Below are 21,767 nucleotides of genomic sequence, written 5' to 3'. Positions count from 1 at the left end.
AACGAGTGAAGGTCGGAGGAATTTCACTAAGACTCCTGAGAGACAGTGCAAGATTCCGTCGTGGTGTTAAGAGCAGTACGTTACTTCGCAATCTATATCTGATTAGCAACAAAGTACGAAAACAACCCAAAGAAAAATCCAAACTAATTCGAATTCTAATTGAATTTTGAATCATGGTTTGGATTTTTCTTTGACTAAAACACTATTGCCCCAACCTCTTACTCAATCTACAAATCATCTAACTTCATGTGTTAATAACTGTTGTTCGCCTATATGCCTCTTATTTACATATAAATATCCCCAAAAAGCTGTTATGCAGATCACACTTCCAATGACAAAATACAAAGTACGAATACTTATAAATGGTGAGCATAGTGTTGCAAATAAGATACCCAATGGTAACATCGTCCGCATAATTAATAAACGAACAGAGGTTACTTTACCCAGTAGTTGATTTGGGATTAACGTTTGAATGAGTGTGATGTTATATATATTAAAGATGGCAATTACCATTCCTGCAATAATTTCCGTTACAATAGCTAGGGAGTACCAAGGAGTAATACTTAAAGATAAGTAGGTACAACCACCAATAAATAACGCTGAAAAAAGAATTCCCACACCTTTAATCTTCCCTAATTTCGTATGCAGTAATGCCCCAATTGTATAACCGATTGGAAATCCTGCCATGAACAATCCATATGCAGAGTAGGATTGATTTAATATCGTTGTGATATAAGGGAGGGTTGTAACAATCGTTACACCAACACCAAATTGAACAAATCCAAAAAATATGCCAAGCCATACGACTAATTTATGTTTAAAATAGGAATGAAGTCCTTCACGAAATTCTTCCATCCAAGGTTTTCTTATCGTTGATTTCTCATAGTTTTCATTTACCTTCAATAGTCCGAGGGCACTTAATGCGAAGGCAATGGAAATAATAACTAATATCCATACAATCGACAATACATCAATAAATATGCCAGATACAATTGGTCCCATAATAGCCATTACTTGGCGTATGCTTTCTAGTGATGCGTTTGCTTTTACTAGTTGTTCTTTCCTTAAAATCGTTGGTAATATTGCTTGATTGGCAGGTGTGAAAATGGGCATGATCATACCAACAATAACTTGCACGATATAAATAAAAGTAATCGTAAAGTTATTAAGGAGAAGAGAGCAAATTAATACCAAAGCTAATAACATTCGAGTAAGTTGACAACTAATCATGATCGTTTTGCGACTCCAACGATCGATATAAGGACCTATAAATAACTGCATCAAGAATGAAGGGATGTAGTATATTAGCCATACTAACCCTAATGCAGTAGGCGATCCTGTTATTTCATATATCAATATGGAATTACAAGCAGTAAATAAAGCACCTCCTAATTCTGAGGTAGCACTACTTATCCAAATCGAACGAAAGCTATCATTTTTCATCTTCATAAAACAGCTATCCCCTATTCGTACCTACACTAATACTACTTCGTTAAATATAAGTTTAGTTCCTCAGGTAAGAAGTCAATCATATCCCTCTTAAGGGAATATTTTGAATCAACAATTTTTACTAGTTTAGCTGATCGAAGGATCTTTAGGTGATGGTGGATAGTAGATTTACCAATGTTTAGTTGTGCAGTGATATCTTGTAATGTACGATCTTTCTCAAATAGTAATTTAACCATTCGCATTCGAACCTCATCTCCTAATGCCTTATGCTTTAGCACTAAAAAGTTGTTTGGTGTGTAGCGATCATCAGGTGTAATACTTTCATTGGCTATTGGATAATAAAATACTTTTGTGTCTTCGATATCCGCTTCTATATTCCATGGTCGATACACGAACTGTGGAATTAGTAGAACGTTGCTAACATTTGGTTCTGGCAAATAAGCAACACCACCAGTTGTCCATGAAACGAATTCCTCAGGAGTCATTTTTTCTGCCATTTGTTTTTTCATGTGATAGTCCGTTTGTAAGATCACATGGAGATTCTCCTCCTCTTTCTTTATGACAGCTTCGTACCAACCTTTCATCACATGGATAAGATGTTCCTTGAGAAAACTAGGATCTGTTTGACAAATGAATTCAATATATTGAGGAAAGAAAGCATTTCCGTTTGTTAACTGTTTCATTTCATTGATCGCTAATTTTTCCCCGGATGCAGCCTTGCTTCTAATCGTTTGATAGTTCGCTCCTATATAAGGTAAACAAATAAATTTTAACTCGTTATCTGACTGTTTTTCTATGTATGAAGTAAACTCCAATAAATCGGAGAATCTTTCCTGATGTAACAATTGAAGTAAAGCCTTCCACGTATTATTTTTTTCGACAAAATCTAGTTGCACTACTAATTCTTCTGATAAGGAACGCTTGATATTACGCCAATAACTTGATGGTTTTTCTAACGTATGAATCATTGGGGTATTGGTAATAGCAGCTATCCCTAAGGCACATTCCCATAAGAGGGAGTATTCTAGTTGAATATGATAGGTCTCTCTCTTCCTGCTTGTAAAATGTAATACATCCATATATAACACCTCGATTGAAATAATTTGTACTTATTCATATTCTATATTTACAGAACGTAATATTCAATGTTTTTCGAATTAATTAATATAATTTCATTTCAAATCCAATGAAATAGGACTTTCTGTGATAAAATAAGGGTAAATAGAACTAGTAGATTTGGGTGGAACCGATGAAAAAGCGAATTTTTATGATTATGGGAATTATAGTTGGGATTGTCTTTATTGGATTATTATTCGCAGGCAATTACTTTTACAATGAAGGAATCAAACGAGGTACGGAAGTAGAACTTCACAAAGAGTCAGAGACCGTAAATGCTGTGGTACGCGAGGAAGAACAATCCATTATAGATGAATCAGTAAAATGGTATAAAAATCAGAGTCCGGAGGTATTAGAGATAACCTCCTTTGATGAATTAGTATTAAAAGCAGGTTTCATCAAAAATGAAGCAAATACAGGAAATGCAGTTATATTAGCTCACGGATATCGTGGTAATCGAGACCATATGGATGAACTTGTAAAATTTTATTATGACCAAGGTTTTGACATATTAATGCCAGATGCTCGCGGACACGGAGAGAGTGAAGGAGATTATATTGGTTATGGTTGGCATGATCGATTAGATTACCAGGATTGGATTAATCTGTTAATTGAAAATTACGAAACGCAACGTATCGTATTGCACGGGAATTCGATGGGAGCATCCTTAGTACTCATGGTAAGTGGAGAGGAATTGCCACAGGAAGTAAAGGGAATTATTGCAGATAGTGGCTACACAACTGTAAAAGAGGAATTAAGTCACCAGTTAAAACATCTGTATCACCTCCCTACATTTCCACTTCTGGATATAACAAGTGTGATTACGAAAATTAGGGCAGGGTATACCTTTGGTGAGGCGTCAGCGGTGGATCAAGTGAAAAACAATACAAGACCATTATTGATCATACACGGGGATTCTGATGAACTAGTTCCCACTAAAATGGCACATGAATTGTATGATGCTGCAGGAGGAGACAAAGAATTGTGGATTGTTCCAGATGCAGGTCACACGAAAGCTAATAAGGTTGCGACAGTAGAATTTCAAGAACGAGTTCGTCATTTTATCAATAATAAGGTACTAGATTAGTAATATAAAAAGGCACTTTCTCTACAGCGATTAATGGTAGATTTAGTGCTTTTTCAATTAGTTTCATCATCATTTAACGAACCCCTCAAATTCAATGTGTTGGTTGTGATCGAATCCAAACGTTTCATATGTAATACCCATCTCTTGGATATTGTTTATGTAGCTCGAATCTCTGAAATGAACTTTAACTACTAGTCTTAGTTTATCCTGTACTACAGAATAGCCTTCTACGGGGACATATTGATGAAGAGGCTAAAAGTAACTCCAGCTACTATGATTAGAATGATGGATGAGTATTTATTTGTAGGTTGTAAAAATGGATAATGGTATAATTGGAAATTGACAGCAACTTATTAATTTAAAGTGGCAACTGTGAAGGAGTTGAAACTATTGAAGAAAGATCAATCAGTAAATATGAAACAAATGAATAACTTTCCGATCGTTGCTGTATTATTGCCTGGAGCCTTTTTGGCAATTTTAAATCAAACATTATTAGCGCCAGCAATTCCTATATTTATGGATGATTTGAATATAACTGAAAATACAGCACAGTGGGTTATGACAATCTTTATGTTAGTGAACGGAATTATGATTCCGATCACTGCTTTTTTAATTGAAACATTTACAACAAGAAGACTGTTTCTAACTGCAATGAGCATCTTCGCCATTGGAACGGTAGTATGTGCACTATCACCGAACTTTGCCCTGCTGATGACAGGCCGAGTTATTCAGGCAGCTGGTGCAGGAATAATGATACCATTAATGATGACGGTATTTATATTAATATTTCCGATCGAAAAAAGAGGGGCTGCAATGGGAACAGTTGGGTTAGTTATTAGTTTTGCCCCAGCGATTGGGCCTACGCTATCCGGCTGGTTACTCGAACAATACCATTGGAAAATATTATTTTATATCGTATTACCACTTGTGATTATTGATATCATTATAGCTTATTTTGTGATGAAAAACGTTACTACTAGAACATTTCCGAAGGTCGATTTCTTATCAATTATCTTATCAACCTTTGGATTTGGTGGATTGCTATATGGATTTAGTAGTGCCGGAAATTATGGCTGGACTAATATGACAGTAATTATCGCTATTCTTGTAGGCTGTATTTCCTTAACAACATTTATTTTGAGACAATTTAAGCTAAAACAGCCCATTTTAGAATTCCGCGTATTTAAAAACAAGACATTTCGCATTACAACGGTAATTGGTATGATTGCATTTCTAGGATTAATTGCCGCTGAGACGATACTTCCTATCTATATGCAAAATATGGCAGGTTTTTCCCCACTTGATACTGGTTTGGTTATCTTACCAGGTGCTTTGTTAATGGGTATCATGTCGCCAATCAATGGTAGAATATTTGATCGGTTTGGGGCACGTTGGCTAGTGATTATTGGTTTATCGTTGTTAACGGTAACTTCCTTTTTATATACTCAGCTAACACCTACTACATCTTTAACATATATTACAGTTGTTTTTGCCATTCGTATGTTTGGGATTTCCATGGTTATGATGCCAGCAACAACGGCTGGATTAAACCAATTACCCAACCGTTTAATACCACACGGTACGGCGATGAATAATACAATGCGTCAGGTAGCTGCCTCGATAGGTACTGGAATTCTCGTTACGATTATGACAAGTACGGCAATGGCATCAGGAAATACAACTACTACAGTGGATCAAATTCATGGGGTTAATGTTAGTTTCTATGTAGCTACAGTACTGTCAGCTATTGCACTTATATTAGCATTTTTTATCAAAGGGACGACTCCTGCTGAGGAGCGTGCAGCAATGGTAGCTGAGGGAAAGTCTAGTTAAATAGCAGGGTGCGTGATATGTCACGCACCCTGCTTAATATTTTTGATGCTCTTATGTTTGTTTCCATATGCAGATACAATACTGTGTAAAATCATTCCGATAATAACGAGGAACATCCCGATAAAGGAAATGGTGCTTGGAAAGGCAGTATGTAGGATAAGGATTTCCCCAAATAATGCAAACACAACCTCACCTGACTGTGTCGCTTCAACACCAGCTAGTTTTTGATTATCATTACGAACCATTTCTGTTGCATAGAAGAATAATACTGTAGCAATGATTCCTGATGAAATAGAGACAATGAATGTTTGCGTGACCTGGCTTGAACTAGGTAATCCATGTGTAAACATTCCATAAATGGAAAGGACTATCCACAATGGCATGGATGCAATAGTCATCCCTAATATGCGTTGAAACGTATTCAATTTCCCATCTACAACCTGCATCATTTTTCGATTACCTAGTGGATAACTAAATGCTGAAATAATTAACGGTATGACACATAATAAAACACTTGTAGTGGAAACAGCAGATGCATGTTCAAGTTGCATAAGGAATACTCCGGCAATAATAACCAAAGAAATAAGTATACTTTGCAATGGAATTGTATGCTTCTTTTTTTTGCTCAGAAAAGGTACAAGTAACGAACCTGCGATAATGGTGATTTGAAAAGTAGCTGCAACAAGCCAGCCTGGACCATAAATCGTAGCAAATGTTAATGGAGCGTAAAACAAACCAAAACCAACGGTACTCCAAATTATCCATTCGATTGGGTTGGATTTTATATGTAGAATGACTGGTTTCACATTTTTCTTGTACCCAACAATGATGAGTAACATTGGAAGCATAAAAATAAATCGTAGGGAGGAACTCCAAATCCAACTTCCTCCATCTAGTTCCATCGACCGGTTTAATACAAAGGTAACGGAAAAAAATAACGCAGAAATGAGCCCAATTAAGATTGCTTTCATGTAACTCCCCCGTTTTCTGAAAAATCTATTGCTACGTTTTATGATAGCAGATATTAGAATAATTAGAAGATAATTTTATAGAAGAAATTGCCACTTATTCAAGACTACAATCGATTATAGTAGTGAAAAGGTGGCATGAATAGCTTAACTATTTTCTGGAAATACAGAGAAATTTCTAAGTTCCCTAACGACACGGGATATCGGTAATCCAACAACATTATAGTAATCACCAACAACTTGTTTAACGAATATCGATCCGATGCTTTGGATTCCATATGCACCTGCTTTATCGTAAGGATCCTGTGTTGAAATATACCATTCTATTTCTTTTTGAGATAAAGACCAAAATTCTACTTCTGTTTTTTCAACAAATACATGTTTACTTTCTTTTGATCGAATCATGACACCAGTATATACTTCATGCACCTCTCCACTCAAAGCAGATAACATCTCATGTGCATCTTCTTTATGTTTTGGCTTTTCAAAAATATGATTATGAAAAGATACGACTGTATCCGCAGTCAGGATAACTTCATCTTCATGCTCGAGAGAAATATTGTTATTTTTTAGAGTGGCTAATTGCTTCACTTTATCCACCGGATCACTTGTTATAATTTGAGATTCATTCGTTTCTTGTTTTCGTAAAGTAAATGGTATGTTGACTTGTTGTAGTAGTTCTTGTCGACGCGGTGATGTTGAGGCTAAAATAAGTCTTTTAGACATGGTTACGACCTCCGATTCAAATTTGAAATTAAAATAGAATAATTACTTATTTTCATTCCGTTTTCCCAAAAATAGTCCTATGTATCTCCCCCTATTCATATACTTAGTATCGATTCTAAATGTAGAGAGGGGAATTGTTTGTGGGTAATACGTTAATCAAAATATCCATTTGGTACTTTATTATTGGTGTCACACTGGGATTATACATGTCCATGGCACATGATTACAATTTAACGGGTGTGCATGCACATGTCAATCTACTTGGCTGGGTATCCTTAGCAATCGCAGGTATCTTTTATAAACTGTTTCCACACCTAGCTGAAACTGCTTCAGCAAAAGTCCACTTTTGGCTCCATAATATTGGATTACCAGTTATGATGGGAGGGTTAGCTCTAGCGATTTCAGGTGCTGGTGATTTATTCTTAACGTTTGTAGCAATTGGTGGAGTTGTTACTGTCTTAGGAATATACATTTTTGGATACAATATATTAAAAAATCTAGATCAATAGAGTAATAACCCCTTTGGATCAATTTGAAAGGGGTTATTATTAATTTTGAGTAAGTAGAAGGAGATGGATAGGAAAATGTCGAAATTAGAAGTATAGTAAATAGTCTGAGGTGATCGTCATAACCAAAGCAAAAGTTTTTTGTGAACGCTGTGCTGACACAATTGATAACAAGGAGGAGTTAGTGACAGCAACCATGATTATCGGAATAGTTGCCTACCATGAAAATTGCTATTCGAAGGATTTAAAAGGCGCAACATCTTTTTTGTTAGATAATACACCGATTAATGGATTTGCTGGTAATGTAGTTACAGTTATATCAGTCATACTTGGTATGCTTCTCCTATTTTTACCAAGTCCAGAAAAATATCTGTCTTTATTAGCACTAATACCAATCGTTTATCGTTTGGTTTCCTATGTCTTATTTGAAAGAAAGCTTATTTAAGGTAATTAATAAAAATAAAACAATTTTTAATGTGAAGGGAGATTAATCGTATGGTAGAAAAGTATTCTGTATTGGAAAACGCTGAGGAGTTCTATTTTCCAGGAAACGAAATAGGGGTTTTGGTAAGTCACGGTTTTACGGGAACAACACAAAGTATGTATGACATTGGGAAACAGATAGCGGAACGAGGATTTACTGTTTATGGTCCACGATTAACCGGACATGGTACTCATCAAGAAGATATGGAAAGAGCCTCATACCAGGACTGGATTGGAAATGTTGAAGCGGGAGTAGAAAAATTAAAAGAAACATGTTCCAGTCTATTTGTTGTCGGGTTATCAATGGGTGGAACACTATCACTTTATCTTGCGGAGAATGATCCGGAAATTGCAGGAATTATGCCGATAAATGCAGCGACTAACTTACCTGAAATGGAGTCGTATTATCATGAGATCAAAGACGGTGAGGAACGATTTGTTGACGGAATAGGTTCCGACATTAAAAAAGATGGAGTAGAAGAGTTAGCTTATCCGAAAACTCCTGTTAAATCAATGGGAGATTTGCTTGCATTAATGAACATGGTTCGGAAAGATTTAGAGAAAATAACGGTTCCAACTCTTATTTTTTCTTCCACTATAGATCATGTTGTTCCACCAGACAACTCCTTAGAAATCTACCAAAATATTTCATCAGATGATAAATCTATCGTGATACTAGAAAACAGTTATCATGTGGCAACCCTTGATAATGACAAAGATATGATAGCGAAAAAGTGTATTTCTTTCATTCGTAAACATACTAAGTAAATCGTCTTGCAAGGTTCTACTTATTGGAGAAGGTGATTCGATATGAAATGGTTTAAAAATCTATTCCTATTAATTGTTGTTATGAATATCGTGGCGTGTTCTTCTAACGATATAAATATAACAAATGTAGTTGAAATCCAAGTCACTGAATTTGATACATTCGGTAGTGTGAATCACGAAGATCCGGTTGTGTTTACGGATGAAGAAACGGTAGAAACATTCATGGAAGCTATTCATTCGGCTAAGAAAGAAGAAGGGGTAGTTGACATGGATTTTGGTGATTTCGACTTGAACGTGATCTCTTCTGATGGTAAGGAAGAAGGATTTCATCTTTGGCTAAGGGAAGATATGGAACGAGGTTCTATAATGAGAGTAGAAAATACACATGTTGTGTATACACTATCCAAAAAATCTACACAAGAATTAAAGGATATATTATTTGATTTATCGTGATGCTTGTGTCGATAAAAGATGAGGAGGGAGCTTTTTGAACAGTCTTACCGTGAACTATACAAACAGAATGAAGCGAGTTTTTTCCTTGGCCGTTCAAGAAATGGAAAATACCAATCATAGCAGTTTAACACCAGTGCATCTCCTACTTGGATTCCTTCAAGAAAAAACAGGGGTTCTTGGAGAAATTAAGCTAAAAGCAAGTTTGGATGAAGTTGCTTTACGGAATTGTTCAGAAGGTTCCTCTAATGATGAATCGTTCTTCGATGAGCAACTTCAATTATATGTTACTGCAGATGTTAAAGAGGTATTGGAAAAAGCTTCTATATATATGCAACATTATAATCAAATATTAGTAAATGAAGGTCATGTTTTGAAAGCTTTACTGACCAATGCTACAATGAACAGGTTTATAACAGAAGAACAAAAGCAAACCATGTTAAACCTTGGTACAACCGCAAGAGATATGATAACTCATTTACATGGTTATACATTTCCACAAAAAGTTAATACCCTAAATATCAAGAAGGTAACGAGAGCTGATCGTGAAAATTTGCTCTCCTTTGTGGAACAGTGCTTTTCAACGGAATGGAAGCAAACTGTGGAAAGTGGGATACACACGGATCATCCCCCTATATATATTGCATGTAATGATGATGGAAAAGTCATTGGTTTTGCAGCTTTTGATGTTTATCAACAAAAGAAAGGATATTTCGGACCAATGGGGGTCGTCATGGATAAGCGTGTACGTGGGATTGGCTACTCCTTGCTCCATCATTGTTTGAGAGATATGAAAGATATTGGATATGAATACGCTATTATCGGCGGTGCTGGACCAATGGAATTTTATGAAAAAGCCTGTCATGCTGTTGTGATTCCAAAGAATGGATTGTAGGTGAAAATATGATTCGAATCGCAGTTGGCGCAATTATTACATATAGAAAACGATTTTTAATTGTGCATAAGACAAAAATAAATACAACTCATGGGAAAAAGAACATTAATGGTGAATGGGATTTTGTAAAAGGTGGTGTTCAATCAAGTGACAGTTCCCTTAAAGATGCTATCTTGCGCGAATTAAAAGAAGAAACCGGTTGTAGTGATTTTGAAGTAGTAAAACAATTTGACGAAAAGTTATGCTTTGACTTTCCTAGACAGGTACAGAGCACGATCGGTTATAGGAAGCAAGAAACAACGATGTTTCATGTTGAATATGTAGGAGATATGGAATATCTTCAGCCGAGTGATACGGAGATAAGTGCAATAGAAATTGTGGATAGGGATACATTGTTACTTCTTCTCACACATTCAAATACAAGGAATTTTTTTAATAACCATTTTGAAATGAGGTAGAAGGATGAAGAAATTATCATTATTTACAAAACTCACATTTGCATTAGCTATGATTTTTTTGATTATGGGTCTTATCTTTCTAGTTCAGGAGATAAACGAAGGTGATTTTAAGTTGGTACGATCACATTCGGTCATGTTTATTTTTTTAGGAATCGGTTTATTCTTTTCATCACTTGCGAATGTCCAAGATAGACAAGATTAGGGTGGAAAACTTACCATCAAAATTTTATTTTCTTTATTGCTAAAATAATTCCGAACTGACGGACACATGAATATATGAATGATTATCAATATTTACTGGGATTTCATGTGTTATTGTCATTCTTCTTTAGTTCTATGTACTATTTGATTATATTGCTCATGATAATACACATAAAGTTCTTCATCAGTATTTAAATTACGTACTTTGGCTGCATAATCAAAATCCGTAAAATTCCCCATGTTATCATACACAACATCGTATATTTCATAATTATCACTATCAAAATTTTCTTCTATATATTCTTCTGCCTGCGCAATTACTTTTCTTCCTCTTGCTCATTAGGTTTCATTCCATTTATAAATGTGAATACAAGAGTGGCAATTCCTATTATTATTCCACTTACAACAGTGAGTGTGATTTTTAATGATTTCTTCAAAAATATGCCTCCCTTGTTAATTTCTATATGTACAAATGCTTCGTAATTACTTCTATACTTATCTTATCATATTATATTGCTTTACTACCTCCAAGTAGTCCATTTTCGTATAATTTAACTTTTTTTGTGAATAAATAGGGATGATAAACTTATTTGGAGGGAACAAGTTGAAAAAATTAAATAGTATTATTTCATATTTATTATTATCATTCGTCCTCGTCTTATCAGGCTGTGGCGGAGATGGTGAGGATGCGGATAAAGAAGAAGGTAAGGACACCGAAGAGCAAAAAGACGGTGATAAAGCTGAAGATGCTGCTGATGACAAGGAAGATAATAAGGGTGGAGAGAATAAAGAAGAACTGAGTGTTGGTGAATCCGCCGACTTGGAAGGACTTAATGTTACTCTTAATGAAGTGCGTGTGGAACCAGGTGGAGAAATTGATGAGCCGGAAAATGATCAATTCATAGTTGTTAATTTAACTGCTGAAAATAATACAGAGGAAGAAGTTGTTGTAAGTTCGATTGTGAATGTGGAATTATATGATGAGGAAGGCTATACTTATACGACAACGATATTAACAGAAGGTATTCAAGGACAATTCGATGGTACAATTGCACCTGAGAAAAAATTACGTGGTGAAATTCCATTTGATGTTCCAAAGTCTGGCAAATATGAGCTTCAATTTAGTGACCCGTTTGATTCTGGAAAGGCAACTTGGGTCATAACATCAGACGATCTAAATCAATAAACATTTGTGAAGGAGGTGGCTTAAATGAGCTCCTCCTTTTTTGATGAGTGGATAAGAAATTCAGCCTAAATCATAATTTGATACTTTTTCTATGACACTTATTAAGATTTAGTAAATAATAAAGATTGACAAGTAGTGTAGAATTTTGTAAAAAGGGGTATTAAATAATATGTCAGAAAAATTAATTGGTTTAGCGCCTGTTATCTCAGATCAACCACGGGTGCTCATTCTCGGATCCATGCCAAGTAAACAGTCATTAGAAAAACAAGAATATTATGGCAATCCACGCAATCATTTCTGGAAGATTATGATGAATATTCTTGAGCATGACACGCCGATTCTGAACTACGAAGACAAGCTAGCCCTAATAAAACATCATCATATAGCATTGTGGGATACCATCAATGCTTGTTACAGGGAAGGAAGCCTTGATGCGGATATAATAGCAGAAGAGCCGAATGACCTAGATCAACTTATAAAAGATTTCCCCAGTATTCGTTTAATTGCTTGTAATGGAACAAAGTCTTTTCAGACATTTAATAAGTACTTTGAGAAAGAAAATTTTCTAAACGTTGACGTCATTAAACTACCATCGTCAAGTCCGGTTCCTGGAAGGTATAACAAAACCTTGGATGGAAAAATAGCGGATTGGCAACAAATAACTACGTACTTGTAAAAAAGTTTAATAATTTTGACAAAAAGATGTTGTAGTTAGCTTGGTTTATTTTGTATAATAGTTTTTGGGAGTGTTTAATGACTCGCTCTAAAATAAATTTTTAGTATTATTTTTACGGATCATTGAATACAATAAAAATCGAGTCGTAAGCGGGCAACTTACGACTCGGACAGTTCATGTAAGATTCGGCGACTTTATTTTGGGAGCGAAAAAAAGGTAATTATCCTGGGTTTTCCTTACCGACAGGGTGATTACTTTTTTTCTTTGCTGTTAACAACTAACAAGATCAACGTTGAAAACATGAGCATCAACTCAATCGCTTTGTCAATCGGTATCACAGACTTCAACCCCTTTCATAAGGGATTTAAAGTCGCCGATACTGCTCCACTTGCTGTAAGTCTAACTCATCCTACAGTTCCTGTCCCCATCATTATACTATATTTTTTGAAAATTAATATGCAATTATTGGGAAATGGTACAATATTCACGGTAATCTGTAAGTTATGACAAATTTCCTATATTACCCTTCGAAAATGCTCGCGTCATGAGGATTTGCTCACCATCAAAAGAGTAATGAATTGTCTTCACTTGGATTCATAATAAACTAGTATATTCACATTGAGCGAACACCTTAGTGGCTCATGTAGCAAGTAATGTTGCTAATGTATGTAATTTTTGCAATTATTTTGGTATTGTTAGTAAAGAGGTGAGTACATTGAAACAATTAAACTTAGAAAAACAATTAATGAATAATTATGATAGCAAACATGACTATGATGGAATATCTGGTAAACGCCTAGCGTATCGCTTAGGTGAAATTTCAAATATTGGTCTTACAAAAGAAGGGGGATCCAATCGGCCGGGATTTTCGCACGAGGAAAAACAAGCAAAAGAACTCGTAATCGGCTGGATGAATGAAGCAGGGCTAGATGTCAGGATGGACGGTGCAGGAAATGTATTTGGTCGCTTAGAAGGAAAGAAAGATCTTCCAGCAATCATTAGTGGATCACATGTGGACAGTGTTCCTAATGGTGGGCATTTCGATGGACCGCTTGGTGTATTAACTGCCTTAGAAGTTGTAGAGGCATGGAATGAAACGGGATATAGACCGGAAAAGCCTTTTGAGGTAGTAATCTTTACCGATGAAGAGGGAGCTAGATTTAATGGTGGCTTCGGTGGAAGTGAAGCCATGATAGGTATTGCTGATATGGAGAAAAAATTAACGCTTCAAGATAGTGCTGGATTATCTTTTGAAGAAGTGTTACAGGATGTTGGTTTAACGGTTGGGGAGTATGTGGCATCCAAAAGAAATTTAGATGAAATCGAAATGTTTATCGAGGTACATATTGAACAAGGAAAACGATTGGAAAAAGAGAAGTTGCCATGTGGTATTGTTACTGGAATTGCTGGACCTTGTTGGTTAGAATTCACATTTACTGGTGAGGCAGGACATGCGGGTAATACACCAATGTACGACCGTAAGGATGCATTAGTAGCAGCTAGTGAATTTATCCAAGCAGTTAGTAAGCTTCCAAAACAGATTAGTGATTCAGCTGTTGCAACAATAGGGAAAATTCAAGTTGAGCCAAATGGCGTTAATGTAATCCCTGGCTCAGTTACCTTGTATGTGGACATACGTGATATCTATAAACAAACTAGGGATGACCTAATCAAAAGTGTTCTCCATACGGGTACTAGCGTTGCTGAAAAACATGGTGTTACGGTGGAATCTATTGAAAAAATGAGAGTAGATCCAGTACCAATTGAAGAAGCGAAACAAGAACTGCTGGAAAAATCATGCCACGCTAAAGGAATTAATGCCTATAAATTACCTAGTGGAGCAGGACATGATGCTATGGTTGTCGGTGAAAAGCTACCAATAGCAATGCTTTTTGTTCAAAGTAAAGATGGAGTAAGCCATAGTCCTTCCGAATGGTCAGAGTTAAATGACTGCATGGAAACGGTCCATGTCTTGAAACATTTTGTGGAGAGTTTGCAAGCATAAAGGTGGTGGCTATAGCGTGAAATCTTTCTGGATTCGTATTGGTATATTTGTATTATTGTGGGTATATATGATTATAACGTATAGCCCAAATCCTCCGATAAGTATATTGTTTTTTTCAATTGCATTAGGATTGTTTTTCTTTCTATCTCTTGAGAAGTATTTAGTGTTTTTATATGGTGGCATATGTTTTGTTATCTTCCTTCATGGATTCCTTCTCATTGAGGAAGCACCCATCACCGTAATCATCATGCTCTATGTTGCGACCGTATCAGCATTTCAATTGAAGGAAAAGCACCAAACCATATATTTGGTTGTTCATGGACTGCTTATTTTTGGAATATCACTTACGAGTGACAATTACTTTTTTGAGTTGCTGTTCATCAGTTTCATTGTATATTTTTTCATCGTTGCCATGAATCATTTTACAAATACTAGAATAGAACAAGAAGAAATATACCATCAGTTATTAGGAGAGTATAGGAAGTTGAAGCGTATGAATCTAGTGGCAGAAGATGATGCACGACTTCAAGAAAGAAATAGAATCGCAAGGGATATCCATGATTCTGTGGGGCACCGGTTAACTGCACTAATCATGCAGTTAGAAGTGTTAGCTATTCAAGAAAATAATGAATCCTTTCGTGAATTAAAGCAAATGGCAGAAGAAAGCTTAGAAGAGACACGGCATGCGGTAAAAGCACTGCAATCAGATGAAAATGAAGGAATCGCTTCTGTTGTTCATCTAATTCGACGATTAGAAGCGGAGAGTCATATTACCGTTCAATTTACAACAAAGCAAGGCGTTCTTTCTGTAAAGCTTTCCAATAACAAAAGTGTTGTTTTGTATCGAGTAATTCAAGAGGCGCTTACAAATGCTATGCGTCATGCGCAGTCAAGAGAAATACGAATTATATTAGGAAAATCCGCTGTCGGAGATTTAACGTTTGAGATTATAAACACAATTTATCATACACGCGGATTTGAATTCGGGTTTGGACTTACAAATTTGAAAAAACGTGTTGAAGAGATAAATGGGAATGTAGACGTTTATCAAACAGAAGATCAATTCATTGTAAAAGGAACAATTCCTGTACAATAGGAGGGCTGCTGGAAATGTGGCGGGTAATGATAGTTGAAGACCAAGCGATCGTTAGACAGGGATTAAAAGTTATATTGGAACAAGATTCAAATATTCATGTGACACATGAGGCAGGAAATGGTCAAGAGGCGATAAATATTTTGGACAAGCATATGATAGATTTTATCATGATGGATGTCCGAATGCCTATAATGAATGGGATTGAAACAACTAGGGTCATAAAAAAGAATTGGCCACACATAAAGATATTGATATTGACAACGTTTAATGATGATGAATATGCTTTACAGGCTTTAAAAGAAGGAGCCAGTGGATTCCTACTTAAAACAGCAGAGTCGCAAAAGCTAATAGAAGCAGTATATAGTTGCATGCAAGGTGGGATGACGATCCATGATGAAGTTGCTGCAAAAGTGATGCCGAGGTTGTTACAGCAATCTAAAAATCCTACACCAGAAATTGATTTATCTACTCGTGAACTGGCTATCACCAAGCTTGTAGGAGAAGGAAAAACGAATAAAGAAATAGCTGAAGAGCTTTATCTATCTATAGGTACGGTTAAAAACCATGTGACACAAATACTCCAAAAAACAGGATTACGTGATCGCACACAGCTAGCAATTTATGCAGTAAAACATGATTTGACCAATTAGAGTTCATGATATTGTTACAAATCTAGCAATGATTCTTTCGAAGGTACTTTATACTTATAATATATTGTTGTATAAAGAAGGTGACAGCCTGTGCTAGATATTATTCTCGAGGAATTTCATTTTACTTCATTATGGAATGGTGGGATTTTTTTATTTTTAAGCTTTGTGGCAATTATTTACTTATTTTTATTACCACATGATCATAGGCATTCCATTTGGAAATCTATCTCTTTTTTATGTGGACTCGGATTACTATTTTTGGCAATAGGTAGCCCGATGAATATTATCGGACGAATAGCGTTTAGCACGCATATTATGCAAGTGGTGTTACTATTATTTGTTGTTCCGCCATTGCTATTAGTAGGATTGAAACAAAAGGCAGTGGATCAATTTTTAGCAATTAACATTGTAAAGGTATTACTGCGTGTAGTTACAAAACCGTTTCTTATTATTGGTTTATTTTATATGTTGTTATATATCTATCATATTCCAGCCATATTTGACCAAGCTAGAGTAGACCTTTTTTGGAACTATTTTTATTTATTCGGTTTATTTATTGCTTCACTTTTCCTATGGGTTCCAATAATTTCGCCTAATCGTATGAGGAGCAAGCAAAAAATAGTTTATATTGTCTTAAATATTCTTTTCATTATTCCGTATTGTTTTTCATTATGGTTGATAAATGATAGCTTATATTTGGTTTATACCGATATGACTTCTATTATTTCATCAATGGAGTTATGCCTTCCACCAGGGGAGACTTTAACCCCGGATTATATCCAATTACTCTTACCTTTTGATCCTATAATGGAACAAAAGCAAGGTGGGGGAATATTATTCGGATTGCACTTCCTTATTTTTATTAGTGCTATGACCTATCAAATTATACGAAAAGGAAAAAATAACCTCTAGAAATGTATGGAGGTTATTTTTTATTTCGCATAGATTATTTCTATATTGATGCGACGTAACTGCAACGTGATTTTGGAAATTGGCAGTTGCTTTCCGTGGGCAAGGAGCTTAGAATGGCAACAATCATTTACAAGCAGACTTAAAAAGTGACTTAAGTCATAAGGATATCAAAATATAAGTGACTACAGATAGTATTGTCAAAGAGTATATTCGTGTACATTAAATGGAGAAGGGGGAGATTCGTGTGATTGAGTTAGTTGACATATCAAAGAAATTCAAACAAGTTTTTGCTGTAAAAAATGTAAATATGTTTATTGAAAAAGGTGAAATTGTCGGGCTACTTGGACCAAATGGTGCTGGAAAGTCAACAGCAATATCTATGCTATCTTCATTAGCGGAACCAACAAGTGGAGATGTGCGTTATTTGAATAAGAGTATGCTTAAAAGCCCAGGTCCCCTCCGAAAAATAATCGGGATGGTTCCCCAAGATATAGCACTTTATACGGAGTTAACAGCTGAGGAAAACATGCAATTTTTTGGTAGGATTTATCGATTAAAGGGAGCTGAACTTCAACGCAAGGTAGATGAAGTGTTAGAGCTAATTGGATTATCTGATCGCCGTAAAGATGTAGTTAGTAAGTTTTCAGGTGGAATGAAAAGGCGTTTAAATATTGGTGTTGCGATGTTACATGAACCAGATTTACTCATAATGGATGAACCAACTGTTGGAATTGACCCACAATCACGAAACTATATTTTAGAAACGGTTAAGCGATTGAACGTGGAGAAACAGATGACTGTTCTGTATACGAGTCACTATATGGAAGAAGTAGAGTATCTATGTGACCGTATTTATATTATGGATAAAGGTAATCTGATTGCTTCGGGTACACAGGAGGAAATTAAAAGTATTCTTTCGGCAGAGAAGACCATTTTAGTGAAAGCGGATCGGCTTAATAATGATTTTTTACATGCAATAAAGAATTATCCAGCTGTAAATCGGGTGATTACTGGAGAGAAGGAAGTTACGATTATGGTTCCTAAAGAAGAAAATATATTCTCTTCCATCATAAAATTGGCCGAAGAATCTGGACTTAATTTGAATTCGGTGGATATTAAAACACCTACTCTTGAAGATGTATTCCTTCATCTTACAGGAAGAGCATTAAGGGATTGAGGTGATGTCATGATTTGGCAAATTGTTAAAAAACAAGGGCTAGTGTTATTACGAAATCGGCAGCAATTACTATTGCTAGTTGGGTTACCAATAATCTTAATTAGTATTCTTGGAACGGCATTAAGTAATTGGGTAAATGGAGATAATCCGGACATTCAAGCAAAGGTTGCTTTTATAGAACATGACCATGAAACAGAACAGGTAGAGCGGTTTTTGACCATGTTAGAGAAGGAATTGCCACCTGAAGCTGTTGCAGCTATTGAGAAAGAAATGGGAAATCTCATGTTCGTAAGTGCATTGAAAAATGAGGTTTTTGGAAGTGAAGAACTACAAGAAATTATTCAATTGGAAGAAGCTGATCCTTCCCAACTAGCAGAAATTAAAAACGACAATTCGTATTCTGCAGTTATTGAAGTCCCTGAAAATTTTACGTATGAATTGTTAGAGAAAATGATCTTAGATAAAGAGGTAGATCCCATAATTCACACTAGCTATAATGATACGCATCAAATTGGAACTAGTATTGTAGATTCAATCGTAAAACAATTTCAGGAGCAAGCTACTCTTGGTATGTTTCTAGAGGAAAATGATGTGGACCAAGCGGTTGTACAAATTGATGAGGAAAAAATTGTGAGTGAAGTAACTTCAATTAGTCAAAAAAATCCGATTTCATCAAAGGACTACTATAGTGTCGGAATGGCCGTAATGAATGTTTTATTTATTGCTTCTACCATCGGTTCTATGGCTTTTCTCGAAAAAACCACTCATGTTTTTGACCGAGTTATTTTAGCGAATGTCTCGCGTTGGGTATATTTTATTGGAATATTTTTATCCGGTACCATTTTTGGGTTTATGCAGTTAATGATTATCTATGCATTTTCCTGGATAGCTTTTGGTGTAGTTTGGCCAGATATGTTTGCATTTTTCGTAGTGACCTTAGGTTTTGCTAGTGCTGTTGGAGGAATAACCGTATTGCTGACGGCAATTAGTTATCGCTTTAACTCGGAAATTATTACTAATTTTTTCTCGAGTATTATTGTCACGATCATGGCATTTCTAGGTGGAAGCTTCTTTCCGATAGGTGACTTTTCTCCCTCTATACGTATGCTGGGTGAATTAACTCCTAATGGTGCAGGTATGGCTGCCTACTTGTCGATTTTAAGAGGAGATGGATTAACAGACAATTTGCAGCATCTGTTATTGTTAATTATCTTTGCCATAGCTACGATCGTAATAGCAGCATGTAGTTTTCCGAAAAGGGGGGCAATAAAATGATTGGAATTTTACTGGCAAAATGTAAAGTGTTCATACGAAATCCATGGACATTTGCGATTTTTACTGCGATGTCAATTGGCTTTGCCTTCCTTATAGGTGGAACTGGTAATATGGCTTCCATTCAAGTGCCTGTTTATACCGATGATGATGCAATTCAAAATAGCTTCATCGGAAATGAAATGAAGGAAATGGATGCTTATACATTTCAATGGATGGAAGAAGAGGAGCTGGAAGAACGTGTTGCAAATGGCAAAGCAGAAGTCGGTGTAAAGTTATCTACAGATACATTTCAAGTTGTTGTAGGCGTGGAGTCTCCTAACATTGAAATGATTGAACAGTCGATCCGTGGAATCTATGTGGAAAAACAGCAGCGGGATCAGATATTAGCAGCATTAGATTCAGACAATACAGACGAAGATACAATTATAACTGAATTAGAAGCAGCATATGAATCGCCAATATTTTCGGTACAGACCGGTAATTTTCGCAGTGATGATGCGGTTGTCTATGATAATACATTTCAATCGTTATTCGGTTTTACATTATTTTTTGTCATCTATACCATAGCTTATAATGTCTTACCGATTTTAACAGAGAAAAGAGACGGGGTATGGGATCGTGTTATTTTGTCCCCAGTACGAAAATGGGAAATGTATGTTGCCAATTTAATATATAGCTTTTTGACTGGGTACCTACAAATAGCTGTTATATTTACCGTATTCCGATATATAGTTGGTGTTGATTTTAATGATAGATTTTGGATGACACTAGTACTATTAATTCCGTATGTATTTGCAATCGTTGCCCTATCCATTTTTCTAACAGCGGTGGTAAAAAATGTACAACAGTTCAATGCTATTATCCCGATTGTATCGGTAAGCATGGCAATGATAGGTGGAGCATACTGGCCATTAGAAATCGTAGAATCTAAAATAATGATAGCATTATCAAAAATAAATCCATTAACATATGGTATGGAACTAATGAATGGTATTGCCATATATGGTTATCCGCTAGAAGAATTACTGTATCCAATTAGTATTTTAATCTTAATGGGAGTACTATTCATGGGTGTTGGTATTCATTTGATGGAACGAAGACATGTGTAAAAAAGGTCAACTGCTACGTGCAGTTGATCTTTTTATATATTCTAAAAATTGTTATAATATAATACATATATGTAGGAGGAGATACATGTGAAAATAAATGCGAAAGCACGGACATTATTATGGAAAGAAGTCGAAGGGATAACCGATGAAATATTAAATAAAAAAACTACTACAGATAAGTGGTCGATCAAGCAAATTTTAGAGCATTTGTATTTATGTGAAACGGCTTTTACTAGAATGATTGAAAAGCAATTGGCTGGTGGTGAAATTGTTCATGCGAAGGACCAGCCTGTCGAACGAACAGTTGATCGAAGCTACAAGGTTCAGTCACCTGAAATTATGGTTCCGGGTGATACGTATAAAACCTTGGTGGAATTAAGGGAATTGTTAAATTCATCCCATGAGAAAATGATTAAGATAGCCAAAAATGCTGACCCAGAAGAATTAGAGGGAAAAGGGATACCACATCCTGCTTTCGGCTATTTGAATTTGAGACAGACTATAGCTTTTGTAGGCTATCATGAGATGCGTCATATTGAACAGATTAAAGAGGCAAAGGAAGGTTTAGGCTTGTTAAAAAGTAATTATTGAAATACTCTGTAATACTCTTGAAATATATACCAGGAGAAAAGTCCCTTAAAGTCCCCTATTTGGTGTGAATTTTTTGTATAATAGAATTATAGAGAAAAAGTGAAACTTCATACAGTGGGGGGATATTCATACCCACTGAATGTTAGTTAA

At 35.6% G+C, this 21,767-nt stretch carries 23 protein-coding genes; 19 read left to right on the top strand and 4 right to left on the bottom strand.

Annotated elements, in window-relative coordinates:
* Positions 1-234 precede the first annotated feature (234 nt).
* The gene (locus tag ACFSTA_RS00975; RefSeq protein ID WP_377554558.1) at positions 235-1,449 is read right to left on the bottom strand and encodes an MFS transporter; all 1,215 of its coding nucleotides are present in this window, start codon (positions 1,447-1,449) and stop codon (positions 235-237) included.
* A 35-nt stretch (positions 1,450-1,484) separates the two neighbouring features.
* Positions 1,485-2,528, bottom strand: coding sequence for an ArsR/SmtB family transcription factor (locus ACFSTA_RS00970; protein WP_377554556.1), 1,044 nt, complete (start codon positions 2,526-2,528; stop codon positions 1,485-1,487).
* A 170-nt stretch (positions 2,529-2,698) separates the two neighbouring features.
* Here ACFSTA_RS00970 and ACFSTA_RS00965 point away from each other — a divergent pair, with 170 nt between their 5' ends.
* A complete protein-coding gene (locus ACFSTA_RS00965) occupies positions 2,699-3,652 on the top strand; it encodes an alpha/beta hydrolase (protein ID WP_377554554.1) in 954 nt (317 codons plus the stop codon).
* 414 nt (positions 3,653-4,066) lie between these two features.
* Positions 4,067-5,485, top strand: a complete 1,419-nt coding sequence (locus ACFSTA_RS00960) for a DHA2 family efflux MFS transporter permease subunit (protein WP_377554943.1) — start codon at positions 4,067-4,069, stop codon at positions 5,483-5,485.
* A gap of 20 nt (positions 5,486-5,505) precedes the next feature.
* Here the strand turns inward: ACFSTA_RS00960 and ACFSTA_RS00955 are convergent, their stop codons facing one another.
* On the bottom strand, positions 5,506-6,456 hold the full coding sequence (locus ACFSTA_RS00955) for a DMT family transporter (RefSeq protein ID WP_377554552.1): 951 nt from the start codon (positions 6,454-6,456) through the stop codon (positions 5,506-5,508).
* A gap of 144 nt (positions 6,457-6,600) precedes the next feature.
* A complete protein-coding gene (locus tag ACFSTA_RS00950; RefSeq protein ID WP_377554551.1) occupies positions 6,601-7,179 on the bottom strand; it encodes a Maf family protein in 579 nt (192 codons plus the stop codon).
* Between the two features lie 140 nt (positions 7,180-7,319).
* On the opposite strand from ACFSTA_RS00950, the gene ACFSTA_RS00945 reads away from it, so the two are divergent.
* The 17 genes from ACFSTA_RS00945 (at position 7,320) to ACFSTA_RS00865 (ending at position 21,617) form a co-directional block, all read left to right on the top strand.
* A complete protein-coding gene (locus ACFSTA_RS00945; RefSeq protein WP_377554550.1) occupies positions 7,320-7,688 on the top strand; it encodes a cytochrome-c oxidase in 369 nt (122 codons plus the stop codon).
* Between the two features lie 181 nt (positions 7,689-7,869).
* Positions 7,870-8,130: a hypothetical protein gene (locus ACFSTA_RS00940; RefSeq protein WP_377554549.1), complete on the top strand. Its 261-nt coding sequence runs from the start codon at positions 7,870-7,872 to the stop codon at positions 8,128-8,130.
* 50 nt (positions 8,131-8,180) lie between these two features.
* On the top strand, positions 8,181-8,936 hold the full coding sequence (locus ACFSTA_RS00935; protein ID WP_377554548.1) for an alpha/beta hydrolase: 756 nt from the start codon (positions 8,181-8,183) through the stop codon (positions 8,934-8,936).
* A 42-nt stretch (positions 8,937-8,978) separates the two neighbouring features.
* The gene (locus tag ACFSTA_RS00930; protein ID WP_377554546.1) at positions 8,979-9,389 is read left to right on the top strand and encodes a hypothetical protein; all 411 of its coding nucleotides are present in this window, start codon (positions 8,979-8,981) and stop codon (positions 9,387-9,389) included.
* A gap of 34 nt (positions 9,390-9,423) precedes the next feature.
* Positions 9,424-10,281 carry a GNAT family N-acetyltransferase gene (locus tag ACFSTA_RS00925; protein WP_377554544.1) on the top strand — a complete coding sequence of 286 codons (858 nt, stop codon included), beginning with the start codon at positions 9,424-9,426 and terminating at the stop codon, positions 10,279-10,281.
* Between the two features lie 8 nt (positions 10,282-10,289).
* A complete protein-coding gene (locus ACFSTA_RS00920) occupies positions 10,290-10,739 on the top strand; it encodes an NUDIX hydrolase (RefSeq protein ID WP_377554542.1) in 450 nt (149 codons plus the stop codon).
* A gap of 4 nt (positions 10,740-10,743) precedes the next feature.
* On the top strand, positions 10,744-10,941 hold the full coding sequence (locus tag ACFSTA_RS00915; RefSeq protein ID WP_377554540.1) for a hypothetical protein: 198 nt from the start codon (positions 10,744-10,746) through the stop codon (positions 10,939-10,941).
* Positions 10,942-11,544: 603 nt separating this feature from the next.
* Entirely contained in the window at positions 11,545-12,126 is a 582-nt protein-coding gene (locus ACFSTA_RS00910) for a DUF4352 domain-containing protein (RefSeq protein WP_377554539.1), read from the top strand.
* 169 nt (positions 12,127-12,295) lie between these two features.
* The gene (locus tag ACFSTA_RS00905) at positions 12,296-12,802 is read left to right on the top strand and encodes a DNA-deoxyinosine glycosylase (RefSeq protein WP_377554537.1); all 507 of its coding nucleotides are present in this window, start codon (positions 12,296-12,298) and stop codon (positions 12,800-12,802) included.
* 715 nt (positions 12,803-13,517) lie between these two features.
* Positions 13,518-14,807, top strand: coding sequence for a M20 family metallo-hydrolase (locus tag ACFSTA_RS00900; RefSeq protein ID WP_377554535.1), 1,290 nt, complete (start codon positions 13,518-13,520; stop codon positions 14,805-14,807).
* 16 nt (positions 14,808-14,823) lie between these two features.
* Entirely contained in the window at positions 14,824-15,903 is a 1,080-nt protein-coding gene (locus ACFSTA_RS00895) for a sensor histidine kinase (protein ID WP_377554533.1), read from the top strand.
* A 14-nt stretch (positions 15,904-15,917) separates the two neighbouring features.
* Positions 15,918-16,553, top strand: coding sequence for a response regulator transcription factor (locus tag ACFSTA_RS00890; RefSeq protein WP_377554531.1), 636 nt, complete (start codon positions 15,918-15,920; stop codon positions 16,551-16,553).
* Between the two features lie 90 nt (positions 16,554-16,643).
* Positions 16,644-17,465: a cytochrome c oxidase assembly protein gene (locus ACFSTA_RS00885; protein WP_377554529.1), complete on the top strand. Its 822-nt coding sequence runs from the start codon at positions 16,644-16,646 to the stop codon at positions 17,463-17,465.
* Positions 17,466-17,709: 244 nt separating this feature from the next.
* On the top strand, positions 17,710-18,642 hold the full coding sequence (locus tag ACFSTA_RS00880; protein ID WP_377554527.1) for an ABC transporter ATP-binding protein: 933 nt from the start codon (positions 17,710-17,712) through the stop codon (positions 18,640-18,642).
* Between the two features lie 9 nt (positions 18,643-18,651).
* Positions 18,652-19,917 carry an ABC transporter permease gene (locus ACFSTA_RS00875; RefSeq protein ID WP_377554525.1) on the top strand — a complete coding sequence of 422 codons (1,266 nt, stop codon included), beginning with the start codon at positions 18,652-18,654 and terminating at the stop codon, positions 19,915-19,917.
* Entirely contained in the window at positions 19,914-21,026 is a 1,113-nt protein-coding gene (locus tag ACFSTA_RS00870) for an ABC transporter permease (protein ID WP_377554524.1), read from the top strand. The genes ACFSTA_RS00875 and ACFSTA_RS00870 overlap by 4 nt, the downstream gene beginning before the upstream one ends.
* Positions 21,027-21,113: 87 nt before the next feature.
* Entirely contained in the window at positions 21,114-21,617 is a 504-nt protein-coding gene (locus ACFSTA_RS00865) for a DinB family protein (protein ID WP_377554523.1), read from the top strand.
* Positions 21,618-21,767 lie beyond the last annotated feature (150 nt).

This window comes from Ornithinibacillus salinisoli, assembly GCF_042684965.1.
In the GTDB taxonomy this organism is placed as follows: Bacteria; Bacillota; Bacilli; order Bacillales; family Amphibacillaceae; genus Ornithinibacillus; species Ornithinibacillus salinisoli.
The sequence above is the reverse complement of the archived record's forward strand: the minus strand, read 5'-3'. Positions and strand labels throughout refer to the sequence as shown.

What these genes read in the sequence shown, in the direction of transcription:
- ACFSTA_RS00975 (WP_377554558.1), bottom strand. Translation starts at nt 1,449, where the DNA reads ATGAAGATGAAAAATGATAGCTTTCGTTCGATTTGGATAAGTAGTGCT.
- ACFSTA_RS00970 (WP_377554556.1), bottom strand. Translation starts at nt 2,528, where the DNA reads ATGGATGTATTACATTTTACAAGCAGGAAGAGAGAGACCTATCATATT.
- ACFSTA_RS00965 (WP_377554554.1), top strand. Translation starts at nt 2,699, where the DNA reads ATGAAAAAGCGAATTTTTATGATTATGGGAATTATAGTTGGGATTGTC.
- ACFSTA_RS00960 (WP_377554943.1), top strand. Translation starts at nt 4,067, where the DNA reads ATGAAACAAATGAATAACTTTCCGATCGTTGCTGTATTATTGCCTGGA.
- ACFSTA_RS00955 (WP_377554552.1), bottom strand. Translation starts at nt 6,456, where the DNA reads ATGAAAGCAATCTTAATTGGGCTCATTTCTGCGTTATTTTTTTCCGTT.
- ACFSTA_RS00950 (WP_377554551.1), bottom strand. Translation starts at nt 7,179, where the DNA reads ATGTCTAAAAGACTTATTTTAGCCTCAACATCACCGCGTCGACAAGAA.
- ACFSTA_RS00935 (WP_377554548.1), top strand. Translation starts at nt 8,181, where the DNA reads ATGGTAGAAAAGTATTCTGTATTGGAAAACGCTGAGGAGTTCTATTTT.
- ACFSTA_RS00930 (WP_377554546.1), top strand. Translation starts at nt 8,979, where the DNA reads ATGAAATGGTTTAAAAATCTATTCCTATTAATTGTTGTTATGAATATC.
- ACFSTA_RS00920 (WP_377554542.1), top strand. Translation starts at nt 10,290, where the DNA reads ATGATTCGAATCGCAGTTGGCGCAATTATTACATATAGAAAACGATTT.
- ACFSTA_RS00915 (WP_377554540.1), top strand. Translation starts at nt 10,744, where the DNA reads ATGAAGAAATTATCATTATTTACAAAACTCACATTTGCATTAGCTATG.
- ACFSTA_RS00905 (WP_377554537.1), top strand. Translation starts at nt 12,296, where the DNA reads ATGTCAGAAAAATTAATTGGTTTAGCGCCTGTTATCTCAGATCAACCA.
- ACFSTA_RS00890 (WP_377554531.1), top strand. Translation starts at nt 15,918, where the DNA reads ATGTGGCGGGTAATGATAGTTGAAGACCAAGCGATCGTTAGACAGGGA.
- ACFSTA_RS00875 (WP_377554525.1), top strand. Translation starts at nt 18,652, where the DNA reads ATGATTTGGCAAATTGTTAAAAAACAAGGGCTAGTGTTATTACGAAAT.
- ACFSTA_RS00870 (WP_377554524.1), top strand. Translation starts at nt 19,914, where the DNA reads ATGATTGGAATTTTACTGGCAAAATGTAAAGTGTTCATACGAAATCCA.